This is a genomic window from Sediminihabitans luteus (assembly GCF_002797595.1).
Lineage (GTDB): Bacteria > Actinomycetota > Actinomycetes > Actinomycetales > Cellulomonadaceae > Paraoerskovia > Paraoerskovia lutea.
In genome coordinates this window covers 124,256-147,835 of the sequence record NZ_PGFE01000003.1, presented here as the reverse complement: position 1 = coordinate 147,835, position 23,580 = coordinate 124,256, and the positions used below count along the sequence as shown (strand labels likewise).

Below are 23,580 nucleotides of genomic sequence, written 5' to 3'. Positions count from 1 at the left end.
GGTAGGCCGGGTCGGTCCGCCACGCCAGCCCTGTCTCGCGATGTGGGACCAGGATGTGAGACGGGGTCGTCGAGCTCTTCGGCGGATGACGAGTTCTCCGGCGGATGGCGAATTCTCGGTGAACGACGAAGGCCGCCCCCGCCGAGACGGGGACGGCCTGCGTCGACACGTGCGGCGAGCCGCAGCGGTCGGTGGTTCGTGTGGGTCAGTGACCCGTGTGGTAGCCCGTGTCGACCGCACGCTGGAACGAGCGCTCGATCTCGGCCTCGGCCTCGGAGCGACCCACCCAGTGGGCGCCCTCGACCGACTTGCCGGGCTCGAGGTCCTTGTAGACCTCGAAGAAGTGCTGGATCTCGAGACGGTGGAAGTCCGACACGTCGTCGATGTCCTGGCGCCAGGCGGCGCGCTGGTCGCCCGTCGGCACGCACAGCACCTTGTCGTCACCGCCGGCCTCGTCGCGCATGCGGAACATCCCGAGCGCGCGGCAACGGATCAGGCAGCCGGGGAACGTCGGCTCCTCGAGCAGCACGAGCGCGTCGAGCGGGTCGCCGTCCTCACCCAGGGTGCCCTCGATGAACCCGTAGTCGTCCGGGTACCGGGTCGAGGTGAACAGCATGCGGTCCAGACGGATGCGACCTGTCTCGTGGTCGACCTCGTACTTGTTGCGCTGTCCCTTGGGGATCTCGATCGTGACGTCGAACTCCACTGTTCCTCCAGTCGATACCCGCCCCGCGCACGAGCGTGCTGATCGGTGGGACGAGGGGTGATTCGGCGTTGTGGCGTCGACCGACCGTCTGACGACCGGCCGGGGCCACGCCTGCGTGTGCTGGTCTAGTGTGACACGCCGGGGTGGACGCGCGACGCGGACGTTCCGGAATCCTGCAGGCCGATCAGTGATAATGCGCACTGTGCACGGCAGTGCACGTGCAGCGACGAACGAAGGATGGCGATGGGCTGGGGCAGCCGGGCCGGAGGTGCCGTGGCGGTCGTGCTCGCGCTCACCGCCGGGTACCTGACGTTGGACGCGTACGACGTCGTCCCCGGCCTTCTGACGGTCGAGCCGGCACCCGAACCCGCCGCCCCGTTCCCCGACGCCCCCGGCGCCGTCCTCGGTCCCGACCCGGCCGTGGTCCTGCCCCCGCTGTCGGACGACGCCGCGGCGCCGTCGTCCGCCGCCGTGGCCGACCAGGTGGCCGCGCTCGCCGGCGACGACCGGCTCGGCTCGCGCGTCGGCGTGCTCGTCATGGACCGGGACACGGGCGAGTTGCTCGGCCGGCACGCACCGTCCGCCGCGTTCGTCCCCGCCTCGACCCAGAAGCTCTTCACCGCTGCCGCCGCGCTCGGCACGCTCGACCCCGCCGCGACGCTCGACACGGTCGTGCTCCAGGACCCCGACGACAAGACCTCTCTCGTGCTGCGCGGCGGCGGCGACATGCTCCTCGCGGCGGGAGCGGGCGACCCGGACGCGACCAACGGGCGGGCCGGGCTCGGCGACCTCGCGACCACGGTCGCCGACAAGCTCGTGCTCAGCGGCACGACCACGGTCACGCTCCGGCTCGACGACTCGCTGTTCGGCGGCGAGGCGATCCCCCCGAGCTGGGACCAGGCCAACGTCGACGCCGGCTACGCCGCCCCCGTCGCGGCGCTCGCGGTCGACGTCGCGCGCCTGACCGACGACGAGTACGCGCGCCGCGAGACCGACCCGGCGCTCGCGGCGGCGAACACCTTCGTCGCCGCGCTCGAGAAGGCGGGCGTGAGCGTCACGGGCTCCGTCTCGCGCGGCACCGCGCCGTCGGACGCGACGACGCTCGCGAGCGTGAGCTCGGCACCGCTGCGCGACGTCGTCGACTACTTCCTCGAGCACTCCGACAACACGATCACCGAGGTCGTCGGGCGGCTCGTCGCGATCGACGCGAGCCTCCCCGGGACCACGGCCGGCGCGACCAAGGCCGTGACCGCGGCCGTCGCGCGGCTCGGCGTCGACACCTCGGGCCTGGTCCTGGCGGACTGCAGCGGCCTCGGCGAGGGGTCGAGGTCCAGCCCGGACCAGCTCGGCCAGGTGCTGCGGCTCCTGACCGACCCCGCCCAGCCCCGTCTACGCACCGGCGCCGTCGGCATGCCGATCGCGGGGCTCACGGGCACGCTCGACGACCGCTACGTCGGCACGGACGGGGCGGGCTGGGTGCGCGCGAAGACCGGCTCGCTGCCCAACGTGACCGCGCTCTCGGGCACCGTCGTGACCGCGGACGGGCGCATGCTCGTGTTCGCGCTGCTCGCCGACCGTGTGCCCGACGGAGGCTCGTGGGGCGCACGGGTGATCTTCGACCGGTTCGTCTCTGACCTCGCCGACTGCGGCTGCCAGGGCTGACCGACCCCGCCGGGTGCACGCGGGCTACGGTGGGACGGTGACCCCGACCGTGCGCAGCCGCAGAGAGGCCCCGCCGCCGAGCGGGCCGTCCGTCGAGCACGAGCACGAGCACGCGCACGCGCGTTCCGGTGACGTCGCGGTCGTCGACTGGCCCGTCGCGGCACAGGTCGCGGGCCGGCTCGCGAACCCCGGCCCGAGCGCCTCGCGCGACGAGCTCGACGCACTCGTCGCGGGGCTGCGCGACGCCGCGGCGCGCGCCGTGCCCGCGGTGCTCGACGTGACCCGGATGCGTCCCGCCCCCGAGTCCGCCGCCACGAGCGACCGGCTCTCGGACGTCTACGTCGTGGACCGCGCCCGCTGGGCTCTCGCCAACACCGAGGTCATGGCGAGCATGACGGACCCGCTCATGGCCGGCCTCTCGGCCCGGGAGCGGTCCCAGCTCTCCTCGCCCGTGACGAGCCTCGTGGGCGCCACGCAGGTGGGCGGGGTGCTCGCCGCGCTCTCGAGCCGCGTGCTCGGCCAGTTCGACCCGTACGCGGTCGGTGGCGACGCCGCCGCGCCGCCGCTCGGCCGGCTGCTCCTGGTCGCGCCCAACGTGCTGCACGCCGAGCGCAGCATGCGGGTGCGCGCCGCGGACTTCCGGCTCTGGGTGTGTCTGCACGAGCAGACGCACGCGCTCCAGTTCGCGGCCGCGCCGTGGCTCGTGGGGCACCTGCGCGGCCGGATGGGCGAGCTCGTCGACGAGGTCACGAACCGCTCGCGCGAGATGTCACGCGCCCGCTGGGACGCGCGCATCGCGGGCGCGGGCCGTGCCCTGGTCTCGGCCGTGCGCGGTCGGGACGGGGTGCTCGACGGGCTGCTCGGCCCCGGCCCGCGCCGCACCTTCGAGGAGATGACCGCGGTCATGGCCCTGCTCGAGGGCCACGCCGACGTCGCGATGGACGATGTCGGCCCCCGCGTCGTCCCGACCGTGCGGCAGATCCGACGCAAGTTCGAGGAGCGGCGGGACGGCGCGGGCCGCGGACCCGCGGACGGCGTGCTGCGCCGCGTGCTCGGCATGGACGCCAAGCTCGCGCAGTACCGCGACGGCGCCGCGTTCGTGCGCGGCGTCGAGCGCGAGGTCGGCCGCGACGGGTTCAACGCCGTGTGGACGTCGCCCGCGACCCTGCCCACGGCCGCCGAGATCGCGGACCCGGGCGCCTGGGTGCGCCGCGTGCACGGCTGACCGTGGCCGGACCGCACCCCGCCGAGGCCGCGGCACGCGCCGCGGTGCGCGACGCGCTCGCCGACCTCGCCCCCGGGGCCGATCCCACGCTGCCGCGCGGGACCGTGGCCGCTGCCGCGCCCCTCGTGCTCGTCGCGTGCTCGGGCGGCGCGGACTCGCTCGCGCTCGCCGCCGCCGCCGGGTTCGCCGCGCCCCGGCTGGGTCTGCGCGCGGGTGCCGTGGTCGTCGACCACGGCCTGCAGCCCGGGTCGGACGCCGTCGCCGCGCGGGCCGCCGCGCAGTGCCGCGCGCTGGGGCTGGACCCCGTCGAGGTGCGGGCCGTCGAGGTCGCGGGTGCGCGGGCGGGCGGGCCGGAGGCCGCGGCACGCACCGCCCGGTACGCCGCGCTCGACGCGGCGGCTCAGGAGCACGACGCCGTCGCGGTGCTGCTCGGGCACACGCTCGACGACCAGGCCGAGAGCGTCCTGCTGGGCCTCGCGCGCGGCAGCGGTGCCCGGTCGCTGGCCGGGATCGCGCCCGTGCGGGGGCGGCTGCGCAGGCCGCTGCTCGGGATGCGGCGCGCCGAGACCGAGGCCGTGTGCGCGGCCCGCGGCCTCGACCCGTGGCACGACCCGACCAACGGACCCGGCACGACCGGCCTGCCGCGGCGCTCGCGCGTGCGGCACGAGGTGCTGCCCGTGCTCGCCGCAGTCCTGGGACCCGACGTCGTGCTCTCGCTCGCGCGGACCGCCGACCTGCTGCGCGACGACGCGGACCTGCTCGACCACCTCGCGGCCGACCTGCTGGACCAGGCCCGGCGCGCGGCGTCCGACGTGACGACGGGCGCGACGACGGGCGCCGCCACGGGGGCGGCCGCAGGAGGTGCGGCCGGCGCGGACGTGACGTCAGCCACGTCGTCCGCGGTCGACGGGGCCGTCGTGCTCGACGCCGCGGCGCTCGCGGGCGCGCCGCCCGCGCTGCGCCGCCGTGCGCTGCGGGCCGCGGCGCTCGCGGCCGGCAGCCCCCCGGGCAGCCTGTTCGCGGTCCACGTCGACGCGCTCGACGCGCTCGTGCTGCGGTGGCGCGGGCAGGGTCCGGTCGACCTGCCCGGGGGACGCCAGGGTGCCCGCGCATGTGGCACGCTGGTTCTCGGGCCTCGTCCGCCCGGGTCCGCGCCCGCGTCCCGACCGTGACCGGCACACCCCCGCGCCCCACCCGAACCCCCAGGAGATCTCCGTGGAACCGTCCGACCTCGGCACCGACCTGTCCGCCGTCCTGCTCACCGAGGAGCAGCTGCAGACGCGGCTCGGTGAGATGGCGGAACAGATCGACGCCGACTACGCCGGCAAGGACCTCCTGCTCGTGGGCGTGCTCAAGGGCGCGGTCATGGTCATGGCCGACCTCTCGCGTCGCCTGCACCACCCGGTGAACATGGACTGGATGGCGGTCTCGTCGTACGGCTCGGGCACCAAGAGCTCGGGCGTGGTCCGCATCCTCAAGGACCTCGACTCCGACCTCTCGGGCCGCAACGTGCTCATCGTCGAGGACATCATCGACTCGGGCCTGACGCTCTCGTGGCTCGTGTCGAACCTGCGCAGCCGCGGCCCGGCGTCGGTCGAGATCGCCACGATGCTGCGCAAGCCCGAGGCCGCCAAGGTCGAGGTCGACGTCCGCTACGTCGGGTTCGACATCCCCAACGAGTTCGTCGTGGGCTACGGCCTCGACTTCGCCGAGAAGTACCGCAACCTCCCGTTCGTCGGGACGCTCGCGCCGCACGTGTACCAAGGGGCGTGAGCCCCCGGCCCGGGGCGCGCACACGCCCTGGGCGAACAGACCAGCATCCGTCCAGGCGAAGCGTGTAGTTTCGCGGTCGGAACCGTTGCGCGAGTGGAGGGATGCGGGGTCGGCCCCGTCACCGATGAACGCCAAGAAGATCTTCAGTGGTTGGTACGTCTGGGTCGCGCTCGCGCTGATCCTCGTGTGGATCGGGTTCGCGACGCTCCGGACGCCCTCCGTGCAGCGCATCGACACCTCGCAGGGGCTCGAGCTCCTCGCCGACGGCAAGGTCGACCAGGCCCTGCTCGTGGACGGCGACCAGCGGGTGCGCCTCACGCTCGACGACGACTTCGTCTACACGGACGAGGACGGCAAGGAGCAGAACAAGGGCAAGAACGTCGAGTTCTTCTACGTCGACCCGCAGGGTGACGAGGTCGTCGACGCGGTGACCGCGGCCGACCCGGCGGACGGGTTCAACTCCGAGGTCTCGCAGCCGTCGTTCCTCGGGTCGATGCTCTCGTTCCTCATCCCGTTCCTCATCATCGGCGTGATCTTCTGGTTCCTGCTCTCGCGCATGCAGGGCGGCAACGCGAAGGCCATGGGCTTCGGCAAGTCCAAGGCCAAGCTCGTCTCGAAGGACACCCCGCAGGTCACGTTCGCCGACGTCGCCGGCGCGGACGAGGCCGTCGAGGAGCTCCACGAGATCAAGGAGTTCCTCGCCGAGCCCGCCAAGTTCCAGGCCGTGGGCGCCAAGATCCCCAAGGGCGTGCTGCTGTACGGCCCGCCGGGAACCGGCAAGACCCTGCTCGCGCGCGCCGTCGCGGGCGAGGCGGGCGTGCCGTTCTACTCGATCTCCGGCTCGGACTTCGTCGAGATGTTCGTGGGCGTCGGCGCGAGCCGCGTGCGCGACCTGTTCACGCAGGCCAAGGAGAACTCGCCCGCGATCATCTTCGTCGACGAGATCGACGCGGTCGGTCGCCACCGCGGCGCCGGCATGGGCGGCGGTCACGACGAGCGCGAGCAGACGCTCAACCAGCTGCTCGTCGAGATGGACGGGTTCGACGTCAAGGCCAACGTGATCCTGATCGCCGCGACCAACCGCCCCGACATCCTCGACCCCGCGCTGCTGCGCCCGGGCCGGTTCGACCGCCAGGTCGCGGTCGAGGCCCCCGACCTCAAGGGCCGCGAGGCGATCCTCACGGTGCACGCCGCGGGCAAGCCGATCGTGCCGCACCTCGACCTGCTGTCGGTCGCGCGCCGCACGCCCGGGTTCACGGGTGCCGACCTCGCGAACGTGCTCAACGAGGCCGCGCTGCTGACCGCGCGCTCGGGTGCGCAGCTCATCGACGACCGCGCGCTCGACGAGGCGATCGACCGCGTCATCGCGGGCCCGCAGAAGCGCACGCGCGTCATGAACGTCAACGAGCAGAAGATCACCGCGTACCACGAGGGCGGGCACGCTCTGGTGGCCGCCGCGATGCGGTACACCGACCCGGTCACCAAGGTCACGATCCTGCCGCGCGGCCGCGCGCTCGGGTACACCATGGTCATGCCGACCGAGGACAAGTACTCGACGACGCGCAACGAGCTGCTCGACCAGCTCGCGTACGCCATGGGCGGCCGCGTGGCCGAGGAGATGGTGTTCCACGACCCGACCACGGGGGCGTCGAACGACATCGAGAAGGCCACGGCGATCGCGCGCAAGATGGTCACCGAGTTCGGCATGAGCGAGCGCGTGGGCGCGCTCAAGCTCGGCAGCTCGAGCGGCGAGCCGTTCCTCGGCCGCGACATGGGTCACCAGCGCGACTACTCCGAGGCCGTCGCGGGCACCGTGGACCACGAGGTCCGCCGCCTGGTCGAGGCCGCGCACGACGAGGCGTGGGAGGTGCTCAACCAGTACCGCGACGTGCTCGACCACCTCGTGCTCGAGCTCCTCGACAAGGAGACGCTCAACCAGGCCGAGCTCGCCGAGGTCTTCGCGCCCGTGGTCAAGCGCGACCCGCGCGACGTGTGGCTCTCGTCCGAGCAGCGCGCGGTCTCGTCGCGCGGCCCGGTGATGACGCCCGCGGAGAAGGCCGTGCTGGGCGACCAGGAGGTCGTCCCGCAGGACTACATCGCCGCCGCGAACGACGAGGCCCCGGCCGAGTCGGTCGGCGAGGTGCCGGCCGACAAGCCCGTGGGCGGCGCGACCGACGCGTCGGCCGCCGACCCGTTCGCGGGCGGGCCGGTCGTGGGCGAGCCCGCCCCGAAGCCGGCCCCGGGCGAGGACGAGCGTGGCTGACGTCGGGCACGACGCGGGCGCCGACCTGCCCTCGGCGGCCGAGATCGGGCCGTACGACGAGGCCCGGGTCGAGGCCGCGGTGCGCGAGCTGCTGCTCGGCGTGGGGGAGAACCCCGACCGCGAGGGCCTGCGCGAGACGCCTGCGCGGGTCGCGCGCGCGTATCGCGAGATCTTCGCGGGCCTGCACCAGGACGCGACCGACGTGCTCACCACCACCTTCGACCTCGGTCACGAAGAGATGGTCCTGGTCAAGGACATCGAGCTCTACTCGACGTGCGAGCACCACCTCGTGCCGTTCCACGGCGTCGCGCACGTCGGGTACATCCCGAACGTGGACGGCCGGATCACGGGCCTGTCCAAGCTGGCCCGCCTCGTCGAGGTCTACGCGCGGCGTCCGCAGGTCCAGGAGCGCCTGACGACCCAGATCGCGGACGCGCTCGTCGAGCACCTCGACGCTCGCGGCGTGATCGTCGTCGTCGAGTGCGAGCACCTGTGCATGTCGATGCGCGGCGTGCGCAAGCCCGGGTCGCGGACCGTGACGTCCGCGGTGCGCGGGCAGATGCGGGACGGCGCGACGCGGGCCGAGGCCATGAGCCTCATCCTGGGTCGGTGAGCAGCCCCACGAGGTCGCCGCGCCACCCGGCGCCGCTCCCCGACGCGCTGACGTCGCTCGACCGCACGCTCGTCATGGGCGTCGTCAACGTGACCCCCGACTCGTTCTCGGACGGCGGCCGCTGGTTCGAGCCCGCGGCCGCGGTCGCGCACGGGCGCGAGCTGCTCGCGCAGGGCGCCGACGTGCTCGACGTGGGCGGCGAGTCGACCCGCCCGGGCTCGGCGCGCGTGAGCGTCGAGGACGAGCTCGCGCGGGTGCTGCCCGTGGTCGAGGCGCTCGCGCGCGACGGCGCCGTCGTGAGCGTCGACACGACGCGCGCCGTGGTCGCCGAGCGGGCGGTCGCCGCCGGCGCGCTGATCGTGAACGACGTCTCGGGCGGCCTCGCCGACCCCGCCATGGCGGAGGTCGTGGCCCGGCTCGGGGTCGTGTACGTCGTCATGCACTGGCGGGGTCACGCGGACGTCATGGACTCGCTCGAGCGGTACGACGACGTCGTGGCCGACGTCGCGTCCGAGCTGGCCGCGCGCGTGGACGCGCTGCGGGCCGCCGGGGTGCGCGACTCCCAGCTCGTGCTCGACCCCGGGCTCGGCTTCTCGAAGGCGGGCAGCGCCAACTGGCCGCTGCTCGCGCACCTCGACGAGCTGCGTTCCCTCGGGTTCCCGGTGCTCGTGGGGGCGTCGCGCAAGCGGTTCCTCGGGCACCTGCTCGCGCAGGACGCGCGCGACGTCGTCCCGCCGGAGGCGCGGGACCACGCGACCGCGGCGATCTCGACGCTCGCCGCGGCGGCGGGCGCGTGGTGCGTGCGCGTGCACGCCGTGCCCGGGTCCGCGGACGCCGTGCGAGTGGTCAAGGCTTGGCAATCCGGACGTAGACCGCGAAAGATGGACCCGGGGCAGGACCATCCGCCCGGGCCCGTCGGGTGACGCGCGGCCCGCACGACCGGTGACGGTCGGCGGGCGCGGCGACCGGTCGACGGTTCGACCGGCGGAGTGGACGATGACGATGTGCGACGACGTGACGCAGACCAGGAGAGCGACGTGAACCAGACGATCCCAGGGGGTCTGCAAGGGCCGGACGGCTACCCGTTCGACCAGATCCGGCTCAAGGGCCTGCGGGCGACCGGCTACCACGGCGTGCTCGAGCACGAGCGGCGCGACGGTCAGGTCTTCGTGGCGGACGTCGTCCTGCACGTCGACACGCGCGACGCCGCGGTCGGTGACGACCTGGGCTCGACGACGAGTTACGCCGAGGTCGCCGAGGACGTCGTCGCGGTTCTCGCGGGCGAGCCCGCCGAGCTCATCGAGACCGTCGCGGAGCGCATCGCCGCGACCGTGCTCATGCACGCGGGCGTCGAGGCGATCGACGTGACCCTGCACAAGCCCGAGGCGCCCATCGCGGTGCCGTTCGACGACGCGATCGTCGTGATCCGCCGCGACCGCCTGCGCCGCCCGCCCGTGGTGCCGCCGCTGCGGCTGCCGGTCCAGGAGGCCGAGCCCGAGCCCGCCGCGACGGACCTGCCGCCCGCGTTCGCGCCCGGCGTGACGTCCGTGGACGCGCTCGGCGCCCCGTCGGACGCCGTCCCCGCGGTCGCGCCCGTGGTCGTGCCCGACGTCGCGCCGGCCGTCGCGCCCGTCGACGAGACGGCGTTCGCCGCGCCTGTCGTCGAGCACCGGCCCGCCGAGGTCGACGAGCCGGCCGAGCCCGAGGCGCCGGTGGGCGACGTGCTCGACCGCGAGCCCGAGGGCGTCGTCGAGGTCGTCATCGCGCTCGGCGCGAACCTGGGCGACCCGCAGGCCACGCTCCGACGCGCCGTGACGGACGTCGACTCGATCACGGGTCTCGAGCTCACCGAGGTCGCACCGCTCGCCCGCACCGCGGCCGTGGGCGGTCCCGAGCAGCCCGACTTCCTCAACACCGTGCTGCTCGGTCGCACGCGCCTCGCCGCGCGCGACCTCATGCACCAGCTCCAGGCGGTCGAGCGTGCCCACGGGCGTGAGCGGCACGAGCACTGGGGCCCTCGCACGCTCGACGTCGACCTGATCGTGTACGGCGGCGTCGTGGCCGACACCGACGACCTCGTCGTGCCGCACCCCCGCGCGCACGAGCGCGCGTTCGTGCTCGAGCCGTGGGCGCAGGTCGCGCCCGACGCCGTGCTGCCGGGTCTCGGCGGCGGCGGCGTGGCCGCCCTCGCCGCGACGGCACCCGACCGCACCGGGATCCGCTGGCTCGCGCTCGACTGGCTGAGCGAGCCCGAGCCCCGCGACGTGCCCGCCGCCGACGTGCCCGCCGCCGACGTGCCGGAGCCCGCCGAGAAGGAGCCTGCGACCACCCCGGCCCCCTCGGTCGCGGCGGCCGCGCACGAGCCGCACGTGCACGAGCAGCAGCCGGTGTCCGGGCCCGACGGCACGCAGGACGACGACGCGCGCCCTGCGGCCGGTGAGGCCGGTCTCGACGGTGGTCCCACGGCCGTGCCGGACGGTCTGGACACCGGGAACCCCGGGGGCACGCACGAGGACGTCCAGCACGAGAGCGCTCGACACGAGGGCGCTCCGCAGGAGGCCTACCCGCAGGACGGCACGCCGCAGCACCACGACTCGCCCGCGCAGCCCGTGTCGTTCGAGCCGCGCCAGGTCGAGTGGCAGCATCCCGACGTGCCGCAGGCCGAGGCGCAGCAGGTCGACCCTCGGACGTTCGAGCCGCGCCAGGTCGAGTGGCAGCACGCGGGGGCGCCGCAGGGTGATCAGCCCTACGCCCAGGCGCCGGTCGAGGTCCGGACCCAGGAGCCGCAGCAGCGCGAGCAGCAGGCGTTCCCGGAAGCGCTGCCCGCGTCGCGCCCCGCGGAGCCGCAGGAGTTCCACGATGCCCAGGAGTTCCAGCCTGCGCAGGAGTTCCAGCCTGCCCAGGAGTTCCAGCCTGCGCAGGAGTTCGAGCCCGTGCAGGGCTTCACGGGGCACACGGCCCCGGTGCAGCGCACGCACCAGCCGGACGCCCACCAGCCGGGCGCGCAGCCCGCACCCGAGCAGGCGGCGCCCGAGGGCGAGCAGATGGCGTTCCGGCGTCCGCCCGTGCGCGAGGCGTACGAGTCGGACGAGGCCCCCTACCGTCCCGACGAGCAGTTCGTCCCGCTCGCGCCGCTCGGTGCGGCGCACGGCACCCCGCAGACGGCGCCCCAGCCGCCCGTGGGCCAGCCGACCGGGCAGGTCGCGCAGCAGCAGTCGGCCCCGCAGCAGCAGCCCACCCCGCCGCAGCAGGTCACGCAGCAGCCCACGTCGCAGGACGACGTGGCCTCGCCCGTCGCCGTGCCGGTTCCCGGTGCGGCCCCCGACCTCGTGCAGGTGCCGGTGCGGTGGGCGCCCGCGGTCGACGTGGCCGAGCCGCACGCCGGCCAGCCGTCGGGTCAGCAGCCCGCATGGCTGCCGCCCTCGGGGCACCAGGCCGCGGAGCAGCAGGCAGGGGATCAGCGGGCAGGGGATCAGCAGGCAGGAGCGAACCAGGCCGCGAGCGCGTCAGGTACGGGCCCGGCGCCGGCGTTCGCCCCGGTGCACGCGTCAGGCCGGGCTGCGTGGCCGCCCGCGGACTCGCCGTGGGCGCCGCCGGTCGTCCCCGTGGAGGGGCGTGACCAGGGCGCCGCGGCGCAGGACACCCCGCCGCCGCCGCGCTGGTGACGGGCCCGACCGTGCAGCGCACACGCCTGCGCACCCTCGTGATCGTCGCGCTCCTCGCGACGGCCGCGAGCTGGGCGGTCGTGGGCCTGCTCGAGGACTCCGGCGTCTTCCTGGCCGGTGTCCCGTGGGCGGTCGACGTCACGCTCGTCGTGCTCGCGGGTGCCGTGCTCTGGGCGGGCTGGACGGTGCGCTCGTACCTGCGGGGCAGACGACCGTCGCTCTCGGGGGTGCGGGCCGCACGGACGCTGGTGCTCGCGAAGTCGGCGGCGCTGGCCGGCGTGCTGCTGTTCGGCTGGTACGCGGGGCAGGCGGTGCGCTTCGCCGCCGAGCTCGGGGTCGACGCGCGTCGGGAGAAGGCCGTGGCCGCGCTGGTCGCGGCGGTGTGCGCGCTGCTGCTCACGGCGGCCGGGCTCGTCGCCGAGTCGTTCTGCCGGCTCCCGCCGGACGACGGCGACGACGCGGCGGGGCGCACCCGCCGTCCGGGGTTCGACGACGGGGAGGACGACGAGGCCGGGGCCCGCGCCTGAGCCCCGGGTGGCACAATGCGGGCATGGACCCACAGCCCACGCATCCCGGCCCGTTCGACCCTGCGGGGGTCGAGTGGTCGTCGGTCTCGCCGCGCCTCGTCCCCGCGCGGCTGCTCGTGGTGGGGATCGTGTGCGCGGTGCCCGTGGTCGTGGGTGCGCTGCTCGCCGTCCTCCTGTCCGCCCCCTGGTGGTGGCTGCTCGCCGGCGTGCCCGCCGCGGTGTTCGTCTGGTCCTGCGTGCTCGTGCCGCGTCAGGTGCGTGCGACCCGGTACGCCGAGCGGGACGACGACCTGCTGATCCGACGCGGCATCATGTTCCGCTCGCTCGTCGTGGTCCCGTACGGCCGCCTGCAGTACGTGGACGTCGAGGCCGGTCCCTTCGCGGCGCGCTTCGGGATCGCCAAGGTCCAGCTCCACACCGCGTCGCCCGCGACCGACGCGGCGGTGCCGGGGCTGCCGCCGGCCGAGGCGGCCCGCCTGCGTGACCGCCTGTCGGAGCGCGGCCAGGCCCGGTTGGCCGGCCTGTGAGCGAGCGCCCCGTGCACGACCCTGCGCCCACGGATCCTGCGCTCACAGACCCGGCGCTCACAGACCCGGCGCCCACGGACCTGACGCCCTCGGACGACGCAATGCCCTCGGACGACGCAATGCCCTCGGACGACGCAATGCCCACGGACCGCGCGACGCCCTCGGGGGTCGTCGCGCAGGACGCCGTGCCCAAGGGCGCGACGGCGGACCCGGCAGCGGGTCTCGACTGGCGGCGCGTGCACCCCGTCACGCCGCTCGTGCGCGGCTGGGCGGTGCTGGTCGCGGTGCTCGTGGTCGTGGGGCAGCAGTCGTTCGGCGGCGTCGTCTCGGGCGACGGCCTCGACCTCACCCGGTACTGGGTCCAGGTGCTCCTGGGCGTCGTCGTGCTCCTGCTCGGCGCCCTCGGGATCTCGGCGCTCGCGTGGCGCAAGACGTCGTTCGCGATCGACGACGACTCGGTGCACCTGCGCACCGGGATCCTGTTCAAGCAGCAGCGCAACGCGCGCCTCACCCGTCTGCAGGCGGTCGACCTCAACCAGCCGCTGCTCGGGCGGCTCGTGGGACTCGCCGAGCTGCGCCTCGAGGTCGCAGGAGGCGCGGACTCGGCGGTCCGGATCGGCTTCCTGCGTCTCGCGGACGCCGAGCAGCTGCGCAACGAGATCCTCGCGCGGGCGGCCGGTGTCGCGCGCCGACCGGACGCCGCAGCCGGGGTGCCGGGTCACCCGGCCAACGACGGTGCCGGCCACGCGTCGTCCGCGGGTCACGCGCCGTCCGTCGCGACGGGTCCGGGGGAAGCCCCGGCCGACCCGACCGGGGCCGACGCTGCGATGGTCGATGCTGCGACGGCCGACGCTGTGACGGTCGAGGCTGCGACGGCCGGCGCCGCGGCGTCCACCCCTGCCACTCCCGCCGGCACGCCCGGGCTCGTCCCCGGGACCCCCGCGCACGGCCTCGGCCTCGCGGTCGAGGCGCCCGAGCGCCCCGTGCTGGAGCTCGCCCCCGGGCGGCTCGTGTGGTCGCTCGTGCGGTCGCTGCCGTTCGTCGCGTTCGTCGTGGGCGTGGCCGCGCTGGTCGGCGTCGCGATCGGCACGCGCGACCTCTCGATCGCATACGCGGCGCTGCCCGCGGCGCTCGGCGCGGGCGGGTTCCTGTTCTCGCGGTTCTCGGGCGAGTTCGGGTTCCGCAGCGCGATCTCGCCCGACGGGGTGCGGTTGCGCCACGGTCTGCTCGAGTCGCGCGCGCAGACCATCCCGCCCGGGCGCGTGCAGGCCGTGCAGCTCCACCAGGGGATGCTGTGGCGCGACCGCGACTGGTGGCGCGTCGAGGTCAACGTCGCCGGGTACGGCGTCACGTCGGAGAGCTCGAGCGTGCTGCTGCCCGTCGGCACGCGCGACGAGGCGCTCACGGCGCTGTGGCTCGTGCTGCCCGACCTCGGCGACGCGCACGCGCGCGAGGTGCTCGACGAGGCGCTCGTCGGCTCGGGCCCTGGCGAACGGTTCACGACCGCACCGCGCCGGGCGCGCTGGCTCGACCCGTGGGCCTGGCAGCGCCAGGGCTTCGCGGTCACGGGCACCGCGCTGCTGCTGCGCCGGGGGCGCTTCGTCCGCTCGACCGTCGTGGTGCCGCACGAGCGCACGCAGTCGCTCGGGCTCGACCAGGGGCCGCTGCAGCGTCGTCTCGGTGTCGCGTCCTTCGCGGTCCACTCGACGCCGGGGCCCGTGAGCCCGTCGGTCGCGCACCTCGACGAGCGCGACGCCGCCGCGCTCATCGACGCGCAGGCGGCCCGGGCCCGGCGGGCCCGCGAGCACGCGGGGCCCGAGCAGTGGATGCGCTCGGTGCTCGCGGTCGTCGGGGACGAGTCGTGAGCGCGCGGCCGGGACGCCTCGGCGTCGGCGTGGTCGGTGCGGGGCGCGTGGGCGCGGTGCTCGGCAGCGCGCTGCGCGCCGTCGGCCACGCCGTGGTCGGCGTGAGCGCGATCTCGCAGGCCTCGCTCGAGCGCGCCGAGACGCTCCTGCCGGGCGTGCCCGTGCTCGAGGTCGCCGACGTCGTCGAGCGCGCCGAGCTCGTGCTGCTCGCGGTGCCGGACGACGCGTTGGCCGACCTCGTCGCGGGGCTCGCGGGCACCGGCGCGTGGCAGCCGGGTCAGCTCGTGGTGCACACCTCGGGCCGGTACGGGGTCGAGGTGCTCGCCCCGGCCCGTGCGCAGGGCGCGATCCCGCTCGCGATCCACCCGGCGATGACGTTCACGGGCACGTCGCTCGACCTCGCGCGGCTCGAGGGCACGACGTTCGCGGTCACGTCGCCCGCCCCGGTCCAGCCGATCGGGCAGGCGCTCGTCGTCGAGCTCGGCGGCGAGCCCGTGGTCGTCGCGGAGGAGGCGCGCGGCCTGTACCACGCGGCCCTCGCGCACGGCGCGAACCACCTGGTGGTGCTGGTCGCGCAGGCCGCGCAGGCGCTCGCCGCGGCGGGCGTGGCGCAGCCCGGGCGCGCGCTCTCCCCGCTCCTCGCCGCCGCCCTCGACGGGGCCGTGCGGGCCGCGGACGCCGCGAGCCCCGGCCTCGGCGCGTTCGCCGACCCGACCGGCGCCGTGCCGGGGGCTCGGGCGCCGGGGGGTGGTGCGCCCGGCGACGGCGTGCCGGGCGACGACGTGCCCGAACCCTCCGGTCCGGGCGCGATCGCGGCGCTGACCGGTCCCGTGTCGCGCGGCGACGTCGGCACGGTCGTCGAGCACCTGCGGGCGTTCGAGGACCTCGCCGCGCGGGCCGGCGCGACGGACCTCCCGTCGTCCTACCGTGAGCTCTCGCGCGACGCCGCACGGCGCGCGCTCGCGGTCGGGCGCATCACCGACCACCAGGCCGAGCAGCTGCTCGACGTCCTCGAGGAGGGGCAGTGACCCAGCCCGCCGTCCCGGCACCCCGTACGCCCGGACCGACGCCGCCCGCGTCGTCCGGCACGAGCGCGACCACGAGCGTGACCACCGGACCCGCCGGCCCCAGCGTCGTCACCACCCGCGAGGCGCTGCGCGCCGCGCTCGGGGGCGAGCGCCGCGCCGTCGTCATGACCATGGGCGCCCTGCACGCGGGGCACCTGAGCCTCGTCGAGCGTGCGCGCGAGGCGGTCGGCCCCCAGGGGCAGGTCGTCGTGACGATCTTCGTCAACCCGCTGCAGTTCGGGGCGGGGGAGGACCTCGACCGCTACCCGCGCGACCTCGACGGCGACGTCGCCCGGCTCGCGACCGTGGGTGCCGACCTCGTGTTCGCGCCCGCGCCCGACGTCGTCTACCCCGACGGCGACCCCGTGGTGCGCGTCTCGGCCGGTCGCCTCGGCGACGTGCTCGAGGGCACGCACCGCCCCGGCCACTTCGACGGCGTGCTGACCGTCGTGCTCAAGCTCCTGCACCTCGTGCGGCCCGACGTCGCGGTGTTCGGCGAGAAGGACGCGCAGCAGCTCCTCGCGGTGCGCCGCATGGTGCGCGACCTCGACCTGGACGTCGAGGTCGTGGGCGTGTCCACCGCGCGCGACGCCGACGGCCTCGCGATGTCGTCGCGCAACGCGTACCTGTCGCCCGAGGAGCGGGCCGACGGGCTGGCGCTGAGCGCGGCGCTGCGCGCGGGCGCGGCCGCGGCCGAGGCGGGCGAGGGCGCGGCGAACGTGCTCGCGGCCGCCGCGGGAATGCTCAACGAGCACCCGGGCGTTGTCGTGGATTACCTGGCCCTGGTCGACCCGGTTACCGTAGAGGAGGTCGGGGCGACGTTCACGGGGCAGGCGCTCCTCCTCGTCGCGGCGCGCGTGGGCGCGACCCGGCTCCTCGACAACCTGGCGGTGCACGTACCCGCGCAGGACGGCTCATGGAAGGCACAGGCGTGAAGGCTCCGGCTTCGTTGCAGCGGACGATGATGATCGGCAAGATCCACCGCGCGACCGTCACGCAGGCGAACCTGCACTACGTCGGGTCGATCACGGTCGACGTCGACCTCCTCGAGGCGGCCGACCTCTACCCGGGCGAGAAGGTCGACGTGGTCGACGTGACCAACGGGTCACGCCTGAGCACCTACGTGATCCCGGGCGAGCGCGGCAAGGGCGAGATCTGCATCAACGGGGCCGCGGCGCACCACGTGCGCCCCGGCGACATCGTGATCCTCATCGCCTACGGCCAGATGTCCTCGGCCGACGCGCGCGAGTTCCTCCCGAACGTCGTGTTCGTCGACGCGCAGAACCGCATCGTCGAGGTCTCGCAGGAGCCCGGGCAGGTGCCCGACGGCTTCGACCTCGAGCCCAGCGGCGTGCCGATCCACGGCTTCCAGGTGCCGGTCGCCGCCACCTCCGCCGCCGAGTGACCCGCACGGACCTCCTCGGCCCGCCGCGCCTCGCGCGGAACCTCGCCGCCCCCGACCCGGGGTGGACCACGACGGCCGACGCGATCGTCGTCGGCTCGGGCATCGCCGGGCTGACCGCCGCGCTCGAGCTGCGCACGCGCGTGCCGCGCGTGCTGCTCGTGACCAAGGGCCAGCTGCTGTCCGGCTCGACCGTGTGGGCGCAGGGCGGCATCGCCGCGGCGCTCGACCCCGACGACTCGCCCGCCGCGCACCTCGCGGACACGCTCGCGGCCGGGGGCGGCGTCTGCGACCCCGAGGCCGTCGAGGTGCTCGTGACCGAGGGGCCCGCGCGCGTGCGCGAGCTCGTCGCGCGCGGCGCCGTGTTCGACACCGCGCCCGGCGGCGGCATCGCGCTCACGCGCGAGGGCGGGCACCACGCCGACCGCATCGCGCACGCCGGCGGCGACGCGACGGGCGCCGAGATCGCCCGCGCCCTGGTCGCGCAGATCGAGGCCGTGCGCTCCGACCCCGGCATCGAGGTGGTCGAGAACGCGCTCGTGCTCGACGTCCTGACGACCGCGGACGGCGCGGCGTGCGGCGTGACGCTCCACGTGCGCGGCACGGGCTCGCGCGACGGCGTCGGGCGGGCGCTCGCGGCGGCCGTGGTGCTGGCCACGGGCGGGATCGGCCAGACCTACCGCTCGTCGACCAACCCGGCCGCGGCCACGGGCGACGGCACGGCCGCGGCGCTGCGCGCGGGCGCGGTGCTCGGCGACCTCGAGTTCGTGCAGTTCCACCCCACGGTCCTGTGGCTCGGCACGGGGACCAAGGGCCAGCTCCCGCTCATCTCCGAGGCCGTGCGCGGCGAGGGCGCGGTGCTGCTCGACACCGACGGCGTGCGGTTCATGCCCGCGGTGCACCCGATGGCCGAGCTCGCCCCGCGCGACGTCGTCGCGCACGCGATCGTGCGCCGGCTCGCGGCGACGGGCTCCGACCACGTGCTCCTCGACGCGCGGCACCTCGGCGCCGCGTTCCTGCGCGCCCGCTTCCCGTCGATCACGGCGCGGCTGCTCGAGCTCGGGATCGACGTGACCGAGGAGCCCGTTCCCGTCGCGCCCGCGCAGCACTACCACTCGGGCGGGGTCGTGACCGACCTGCACGGACGCTCGAGCGTCGAGGGCCTGTACGCGGTCGGCGAGGTCGCGTGCACGGGCGTGCACGGCGCGAACCGGCTCGCGTCGAACTCGCTGCTCGAGGGCCTCGTGTTCGCGCACCGCGCCGCGCACGACATCGCCTCGCGCGTGGCCGACGGCACGCTGCGCCGGGGCGAGCCGGCCGTGCGGTCGGGCGGGTCCGCGCTCGTCCCGGCGGCGGCGCGCTCGCGCATCCAGTCGATCGCCTCGGCCGGGCCCGGGCCGATCCGCAGCGCCGACGGGCTGCGGCACGCCGCGACCCGGCTCGCGGCGGTCCGCACCGACGCGCACCGCGGGTCGACGCTCGCCGCCGCGGGGATGCCCTCGGGCGTCGTGGCCGAGCCGCAGGCCGCCGAGTGGGAGACCACGAACGTGCACCAGGTCGCGACCGTGCTCACGCACGCCGCGCTCGCCCGCACCGAGTCGCGCGGCGGCCACTACCGCGCGGACTTCCCCGCGCCGGACCCTGCCTGGGCGCGCCGCGTCACGGTCGCCCTCGACGCCGACGGCGTGCTCGACGTCCGCTGACGGCGGGCGGGTAGCGTTGCGGCCGTGAACCACGCTGCCGCCGCCCCGACCGATCACGCCACGACGGACCCCGCCACGACGGACCCCGCCACGACGGACCCTGCCACGACCGTCCCGTCGACCGTCGAGCCGCCGCTCGACCCCGCTTGGGTCGCGCGCACGGTCGAGATCGCGCTCGACGAGGACCTCGGCCCGGCGCCGGGCCGCGACGTCACGACCCAGGCCACGGTCCCGGCGTCCGCGACCGGCACGGCCGACCTCGTCGCACGGGCGGACGGCGTCGCCGCGGGCCTCGTCGTCGTGGCCGAGACGCTCGGCCAGGTCGCGGCCCGCTTCGGGCTGCCGACGCCCCGCGCCGCCTTCGCGGCGCAGGACGGCGACGCGGTGGTGCGCGGCCAGGTGCTCGCGACCCTCACCGGCCCCACGCAGGTGCTCCTGACGGCCGAGCGCACCCTGCTGAACCTGGCGAGCCGGGCGAGCGGCGTCGCGACCGCGACCCGTGCGTGGGCGCTCGCGCTCGACGGTACGGGCGCGCAGGTGCTCGACACGCGCAAGACCACCCCGGGGCTGCGCGCGCTCGACAAGTACGCGGTCCGTGCGGGCGGCGGCACCAACAAGCGCATGGGCCTGCACGACGTCGCGATGGTCAAGGACAACCACGTCGTCGCCGCCGGGTCGGTGCGCGGCGCGATCGAGGCGGTGCGCTCGCGGTTCCCCGACGTGCTGATCCAGGTCGAGGCGGACACGCAGGCGCAGGCCATGGAGGCGCTCGACGCGGGCGCGGACTTCCTGCTGCTCGACAACATGCCCACGGCGGTGCTCGCCGGGACGGTCGCGGCGGTGCGCGCGCGCGAGGGCGAGCTGGGCCGGGTCGAGCTCGAGGCCACGGGCAACCTCACGCTCGACCGTGCGCGCGAGGTCGCGCTCACGGGCGTCGACTACCTGTCGGTCGGCGCGCTCACGCACTCGGCGCCCATCCTCGACCTCGCGCTCGACCTGCGCGGCTGACGCGGCGCGCTCGGTAGACTCGGGGGCGTGACCCCCGAGAACTCCGCTGCTCCTGCCGTGCCCACCGACGCGACGGCGCCCGCCGTCGACCCTGCGGACGTCGTCGACGACCTGCCCGAGCAGGTGCGCGTGCGCCGCGAGAAGCGCGACCGCATCATCGAGCGCGGCGACGACGCGTACCCGGTGGGCGTGGCCCGCACGCACACGATCGCGCAGGTGCGCGAGCAGTGGGGTCACCTCGAGACGGGCGTCGAGACCGACGACCTCGTCGGCGTGGCCGGGCGCGTGGTGTTCCTGCGCAACACGGGCAAGCTGTGCTTCGTGACGCTGCAGGACGGCGAGGGCAACCGTCTCCAGGTCATGCTGAGCCAGGCCGTGGTCGGCGAGGAGTCGCTCGCGACGTTCAAGGCCGACGTCGACCTGGGCGACCACCTGTTCGCGCACGGGCGCGTGGGCAGCTCGCGCCGCGGCGAGCTGAGCGTGTTCGCCGACGCGTGGCAGATCGCCGCCAAGTCGCTGCGCCCCCTGCCGACGCTGCACAAGGAGCTCTCGGAGGAGGCCCGCGTGCGCCAGCGCTACGTCGACCTCATCGTGCGGCCCGAGGCGCGCGACGTCGTCCGCCTGCGTTCCGGCGTGGTGCGCTCGCTGCGCGAGAACTTCCATTCCCGGGAATTCCTGGAGATCGAGACGCCGATGCTCCAGACCGTCGCCGGCGGTGCCGCGGCACGGCCTTTCGTGACGCACATGAATGCATTCGACATCGACCTGTTCATGCGTATCGCCCCCGAGCTCTACCTCAAGCGCGCGGTGGTCGGCGGAATCGAGAAGGTCTTCGAGATCAACCGGAACTTCCGCAACGAGGGCGCCGATTCGACGCACTCGCCGGAGTTCGCGATGCTCGAGGCGTACGAGGCCTACGGCGACTACGACACCATGGCCGCGCTGACCAAGAACCTGATCCAGCGCGCCGCGCAGGACGTGCTGGGCACCACGACGGTCACGCTCGCGAGCGGCGAGGAGTACGAGCTCGGCGGCGACTGGGCCGCGATCTCGCTGTACGACTCGCTCTCCGAGGCGCTCGGCGAGGAGGTCACGCCCGAGACCGAGGTCGCGTGGCTGCGTGCGACCGCGGACCGGCTCGAGGTCGGCTACGACCCGAAGTCCGCGACGCACGGCAAGCTCGTCGAGCTCGTGTGGGAGCACCTGGTGGGCGACCACCTGTACGCGCCGACGTTCGTGCGGGACTTCCCGGTCGACACGTCGCCGCTCACGCGCGCCCACCGCACGCGTCCGGGCATGGTCGAGAAGTGGGACCTGTACATCCGCGGCATGGAGCAGGCGACGGCGTACTCCGAGCTCGTGGACCCGGTCGTGCAGCGCGAGCGCTTCGAGGCGCAGGCGCTGCTCGCGGCGGCCGGCGACGTCGAGGCGATGCGGCTCGACGAGGACTTCCTCACGGCCATGGAGTACGCGATGCCGCCCTCGGGCGGCATGGGCATGGGCGTCGACCGGCTCATCACGTCGCTCACCGGCCTGGGGATCCGCGAGACGATCCTGTTCCCGCTCGTCAAGCCGCAGGCCTGACGAGCGTAGGATCGTCGCCGTGGACAACACCTTCTGGATCTCCGTCGGGGCGCTCGTCCCGTCGATCGGCGTGGGCCTGCTGTTCTGGGTCGCGATGCGCGCGGTGATCCGCGCCGACCGCACCGAGCGGGCCGCGGTCGCGCGCATGGAGGCCGAGGAGGACGCGCGGGACGCGGCCGCCGCGAGAACGCATTCCGCGGACGAGAAATAGAAATGTCCGCCCGCGTTCTTTGACGAAATGCATTCGTCGTGCCAAACTCGTCGGTGACGAAGCAGTATTCCTCCGATCAGAGGCAGGCACACGTGGCCCAGAAGATCCAGGTCATTCTGACCGACGACCTCGACGGCAGCTCGGCGGACGAGACCGTGTCGTTCTCGCTCGACGGCGTCGCGTACGAGATCGATTTGAGCACCGAGCACGCGCAGAAGCTGCGTGATTCTTTTGCCGAGTGGATCGGGAATGCGCGCAAGCAGGGTCGCAGCACCCCGGCACGCGCGTCGCGCGGCACGCGTCGCGCGAGCTCGTCGGCGAGCTCCAACGCGACCGAGGTCCGCGAGTGGGCGCGCGCGAACGGCTACAAGGTCAACGAGCGTGGCCGCATCGCGGTCGAGGTGCAGCAGGCGTACGACGCCGCGCACTGACGCACCCCCGGCGCGTCCACGGACGCTCCCGCACCACCCGCAGGGCCCCGGCCGATCGGCCGGGGCCCTGCGGCGTCCTGCCCTGCTGCGTCCGTTCTTGCAGCGTCCGGCCCTGCAGCGTCCGGCCCTGCACGGTCCGGCCGGCCCCGCGGCCCGGACCGCGCGGCCGGCCGTGCGGTCGCAGTCGGTAGGGTCGTCGCATGACCACGACGCCCGAGCGCACGCCGTCCGACCTGACGTCCCCCCGCACGATCCCGCTGTGGATCGGCACGTACCCGCACGCCGGTCCCGACCAGGGCGTGGGCACGGGTGAGGGTGTGTGGCGCGTCGACGTCGACCCCCGCACGGGCGCGCTCTCGGGGGCGCGGCGCGTGGTCGAGGTCGGCTCGCCGTCGTTCGTCGCCCTGCACCCGAGCGGGCGCACGCTGTACGCGGTCACCGAGGTGCAGGACGGCGCCCTGACGGCGTACGCGGTCGACGCCGCGGGCGAGACCCTCGCCGAGCATCCCGACCCGGTCCTGCCCACGGGTGGTGCGTACCCGTGCCACGTCGTCGCGGCGGGCGACGCGGTGCGCGTCGCGAACTACGGCTCGGGCACGGTCGCGCGCATCCCGGTCGACGACGGCGGTGCGGTCACCGGGGAGGCCCGCGTGGACCAGCACGCCGGGTCAGGGCCGGTCACCGACCGCCAGGAGGGCCCGCACGCGCACTTCGTGGGCGCGGTCGGCGACGAGTGGTGGGCGGCCGACCTCGGCGCCGACCGCCTCGTGCGGTACGCCGCGGACGGCGCGCCGATCGGCGAGGTCGAGATGCCTGCGGGCAGCGGTCCGCGGCACTTCGTGGTGGTCGACGGGGCCGTGCTGGTCGCGTGCGAGCTCGACCCGGCGGTCGTGGTCGTGTCGCTCGGCGACGGTGCCGCGGCCGAGCCCGAGGTCGTCGCCCGGTACGACGTCACGCGCGCGCCGGCCCCGGTCGACGGCGCGAACTACCCGTCGCACGTCGCGCTCAGCGCGGACGGCCGGCGCGTGTTCGTCGCGGTGCGCGGCGCGGACGTCGTGGCGTCGTTCGAGGTCGTCGCGGCGGACGACGCGCCCGTGACCCTCGTGCACCTGGGCGACGCCCCGATCGGGGGAGCGTGGCCGCGGCACTTCGCGGTCGTCGCCGCGCAGGGCGACGAGCTCGACGGGGCGGACGTCGCGGCCGACGTCCTCGTCGTCGCGAACCAGACCTCGGGCAACCTCGCGACGCTGCGGGTCGACCGCGCCTCGGGCGAGGCCGAGCTGCTCGCGTCGCTCGACCTGCCGTCGCCCGCGTGCGTTCTCGTGGGCCGCGGCTGACCGCGGGGCAG

General features: G+C 75.1%; 21 protein-coding genes. 20 read left to right on the top strand and 1 reads right to left on the bottom strand.

The features are described from left to right. Nucleotides 1-205 precede the first annotated feature (205 nt). Nucleotides 206-706 carry an inorganic diphosphatase gene (locus CLV28_RS10340; protein WP_100423250.1) on the bottom strand — a complete coding sequence of 167 codons (501 nt, stop codon included), beginning with the start codon at nucleotides 704-706 and terminating at the stop codon, nucleotides 206-208. Between the two features lie 243 nt (nucleotides 707-949). Between CLV28_RS10340 and dacB the strand changes: the two genes are divergently transcribed. The 20 genes from dacB (at nucleotide 950) to CLV28_RS10240 (ending at nucleotide 23,569) form a co-directional block, all read left to right on the top strand. Beyond that, on the top strand, nucleotides 950-2,368 hold the full coding sequence (gene dacB, locus CLV28_RS10335; protein WP_100423462.1) for a D-alanyl-D-alanine carboxypeptidase/D-alanyl-D-alanine endopeptidase: 1,419 nt from the start codon (nucleotides 950-952) through the stop codon (nucleotides 2,366-2,368). Between the two features lie 37 nt (nucleotides 2,369-2,405). Further along, nucleotides 2,406-3,593 (top strand): zinc-dependent metalloprotease, encoded by a 1,188-nt coding sequence (locus CLV28_RS10330; protein ID WP_239073056.1) that lies wholly within the window; start codon nucleotides 2,406-2,408, stop codon nucleotides 3,591-3,593. A gap of 2 nt (nucleotides 3,594-3,595) precedes the next feature. Beyond that, nucleotides 3,596-4,765: a tRNA lysidine(34) synthetase TilS gene (tilS, locus tag CLV28_RS10325; RefSeq protein ID WP_100423461.1), complete on the top strand. Its 1,170-nt coding sequence runs from the start codon at nucleotides 3,596-3,598 to the stop codon at nucleotides 4,763-4,765. 43 nt (nucleotides 4,766-4,808) lie between these two features. After that, nucleotides 4,809-5,366, top strand: coding sequence for a hypoxanthine phosphoribosyltransferase (gene hpt, locus CLV28_RS10320; RefSeq protein ID WP_100423459.1), 558 nt, complete (start codon nucleotides 4,809-4,811; stop codon nucleotides 5,364-5,366). 124 nt (nucleotides 5,367-5,490) lie between these two features. Further along, complete coding sequence (gene ftsH / locus CLV28_RS10315; protein WP_100423249.1) at nucleotides 5,491-7,629, top strand: ATP-dependent zinc metalloprotease FtsH; 2,139 nt, start codon at nucleotides 5,491-5,493, stop codon at nucleotides 7,627-7,629. Beyond that, the gene (gene folE / locus CLV28_RS10310) at nucleotides 7,622-8,242 is read left to right on the top strand and encodes a GTP cyclohydrolase I FolE (protein WP_100423248.1); all 621 of its coding nucleotides are present in this window, start codon (nucleotides 7,622-7,624) and stop codon (nucleotides 8,240-8,242) included. The genes ftsH and folE overlap by 8 nt, the downstream gene beginning before the upstream one ends. Then, complete coding sequence (folP, locus tag CLV28_RS10305) at nucleotides 8,239-9,165, top strand: dihydropteroate synthase (RefSeq protein WP_239073055.1); 927 nt, start codon at nucleotides 8,239-8,241, stop codon at nucleotides 9,163-9,165. Before folE ends, folP begins: the two co-directional genes overlap by 4 nt. Nucleotides 9,166-9,279: 114 nt before the next feature. Then, complete coding sequence (gene folK / locus CLV28_RS15840) at nucleotides 9,280-11,907, top strand: 2-amino-4-hydroxy-6-hydroxymethyldihydropteridine diphosphokinase (protein ID WP_239073054.1); 2,628 nt, start codon at nucleotides 9,280-9,282, stop codon at nucleotides 11,905-11,907. An 11-nt stretch (nucleotides 11,908-11,918) separates the two neighbouring features. Continuing rightward, the gene (locus CLV28_RS10295; protein ID WP_100423456.1) at nucleotides 11,919-12,434 is read left to right on the top strand and encodes a DUF3180 domain-containing protein; all 516 of its coding nucleotides are present in this window, start codon (nucleotides 11,919-11,921) and stop codon (nucleotides 12,432-12,434) included. Between the two features lie 23 nt (nucleotides 12,435-12,457). After that, nucleotides 12,458-12,961: a PH domain-containing protein gene (locus CLV28_RS10290; protein ID WP_100423247.1), complete on the top strand. Its 504-nt coding sequence runs from the start codon at nucleotides 12,458-12,460 to the stop codon at nucleotides 12,959-12,961. Nucleotides 12,962-13,098: 137 nt separating this feature from the next. Further along, a complete protein-coding gene (locus tag CLV28_RS10285) occupies nucleotides 13,099-14,826 on the top strand; it encodes a PH domain-containing protein (protein ID WP_100423246.1) in 1,728 nt (575 codons plus the stop codon). Beyond that, a complete protein-coding gene (locus tag CLV28_RS10280; RefSeq protein ID WP_100423245.1) occupies nucleotides 14,823-15,854 on the top strand; it encodes a Rossmann-like and DUF2520 domain-containing protein in 1,032 nt (343 codons plus the stop codon). The genes CLV28_RS10285 and CLV28_RS10280 overlap by 4 nt, the downstream gene beginning before the upstream one ends. Before the next feature lie 77 nt (nucleotides 15,855-15,931). After that, complete coding sequence (gene panC / locus CLV28_RS10275; RefSeq protein ID WP_203968058.1) at nucleotides 15,932-16,828, top strand: pantoate--beta-alanine ligase; 897 nt, start codon at nucleotides 15,932-15,934, stop codon at nucleotides 16,826-16,828. A 26-nt stretch (nucleotides 16,829-16,854) separates the two neighbouring features. Continuing rightward, nucleotides 16,855-17,298, top strand: coding sequence for an aspartate 1-decarboxylase (panD, locus tag CLV28_RS10270; protein WP_239073068.1), 444 nt, complete (start codon nucleotides 16,855-16,857; stop codon nucleotides 17,296-17,298). Next, complete coding sequence (locus tag CLV28_RS15835; protein WP_100423242.1) at nucleotides 17,295-18,998, top strand: L-aspartate oxidase; 1,704 nt, start codon at nucleotides 17,295-17,297, stop codon at nucleotides 18,996-18,998. The genes panD and CLV28_RS15835 overlap by 4 nt, the downstream gene beginning before the upstream one ends. Nucleotides 18,999-19,166: 168 nt before the next feature. Then, nucleotides 19,167-20,006: a carboxylating nicotinate-nucleotide diphosphorylase gene (gene nadC / locus CLV28_RS15830; RefSeq protein WP_239073067.1), complete on the top strand. Its 840-nt coding sequence runs from the start codon at nucleotides 19,167-19,169 to the stop codon at nucleotides 20,004-20,006. A gap of 57 nt (nucleotides 20,007-20,063) precedes the next feature. Then, a complete protein-coding gene (gene lysS, locus CLV28_RS10255; protein ID WP_170062663.1) occupies nucleotides 20,064-21,590 on the top strand; it encodes a lysine--tRNA ligase in 1,527 nt (508 codons plus the stop codon). Between the two features lie 19 nt (nucleotides 21,591-21,609). Continuing rightward, on the top strand, nucleotides 21,610-21,801 hold the full coding sequence (locus CLV28_RS10250) for a hypothetical protein (protein WP_100423240.1): 192 nt from the start codon (nucleotides 21,610-21,612) through the stop codon (nucleotides 21,799-21,801). A 92-nt stretch (nucleotides 21,802-21,893) separates the two neighbouring features. Continuing rightward, on the top strand, nucleotides 21,894-22,232 hold the full coding sequence (locus tag CLV28_RS10245) for a histone-like nucleoid-structuring protein Lsr2 (RefSeq protein ID WP_100423239.1): 339 nt from the start codon (nucleotides 21,894-21,896) through the stop codon (nucleotides 22,230-22,232). Between the two features lie 200 nt (nucleotides 22,233-22,432). Then, nucleotides 22,433-23,569 carry a lactonase family protein gene (locus CLV28_RS10240; RefSeq protein WP_100423238.1) on the top strand — a complete coding sequence of 379 codons (1,137 nt, stop codon included), beginning with the start codon at nucleotides 22,433-22,435 and terminating at the stop codon, nucleotides 23,567-23,569. Nucleotides 23,570-23,580: the final 11 nt, after the last annotated feature.

Bases quoted from the DNA above. Each gene is read 5' to 3' on its own strand.
- CLV28_RS10290 (WP_100423247.1), top strand. From the start codon at position 12,458: ATGGACCCACAGCCCACGCATCCCGGCCCGTTCGACCCTGCGGGGGTC.
- ftsH (WP_100423249.1), top strand. From the start codon at position 5,491: ATGAACGCCAAGAAGATCTTCAGTGGTTGGTACGTCTGGGTCGCGCTC.
- panD (WP_239073068.1), top strand. From the start codon at position 16,855: ATGATGATCGGCAAGATCCACCGCGCGACCGTCACGCAGGCGAACCTG.
- CLV28_RS10240 (WP_100423238.1), top strand. From the start codon at position 22,433: ATGACCACGACGCCCGAGCGCACGCCGTCCGACCTGACGTCCCCCCGC.
- CLV28_RS10285 (WP_100423246.1), top strand. From the start codon at position 13,099: ATGCCCACGGACCGCGCGACGCCCTCGGGGGTCGTCGCGCAGGACGCC.
- dacB (WP_100423462.1), top strand. From the start codon at position 950: ATGGGCTGGGGCAGCCGGGCCGGAGGTGCCGTGGCGGTCGTGCTCGCG.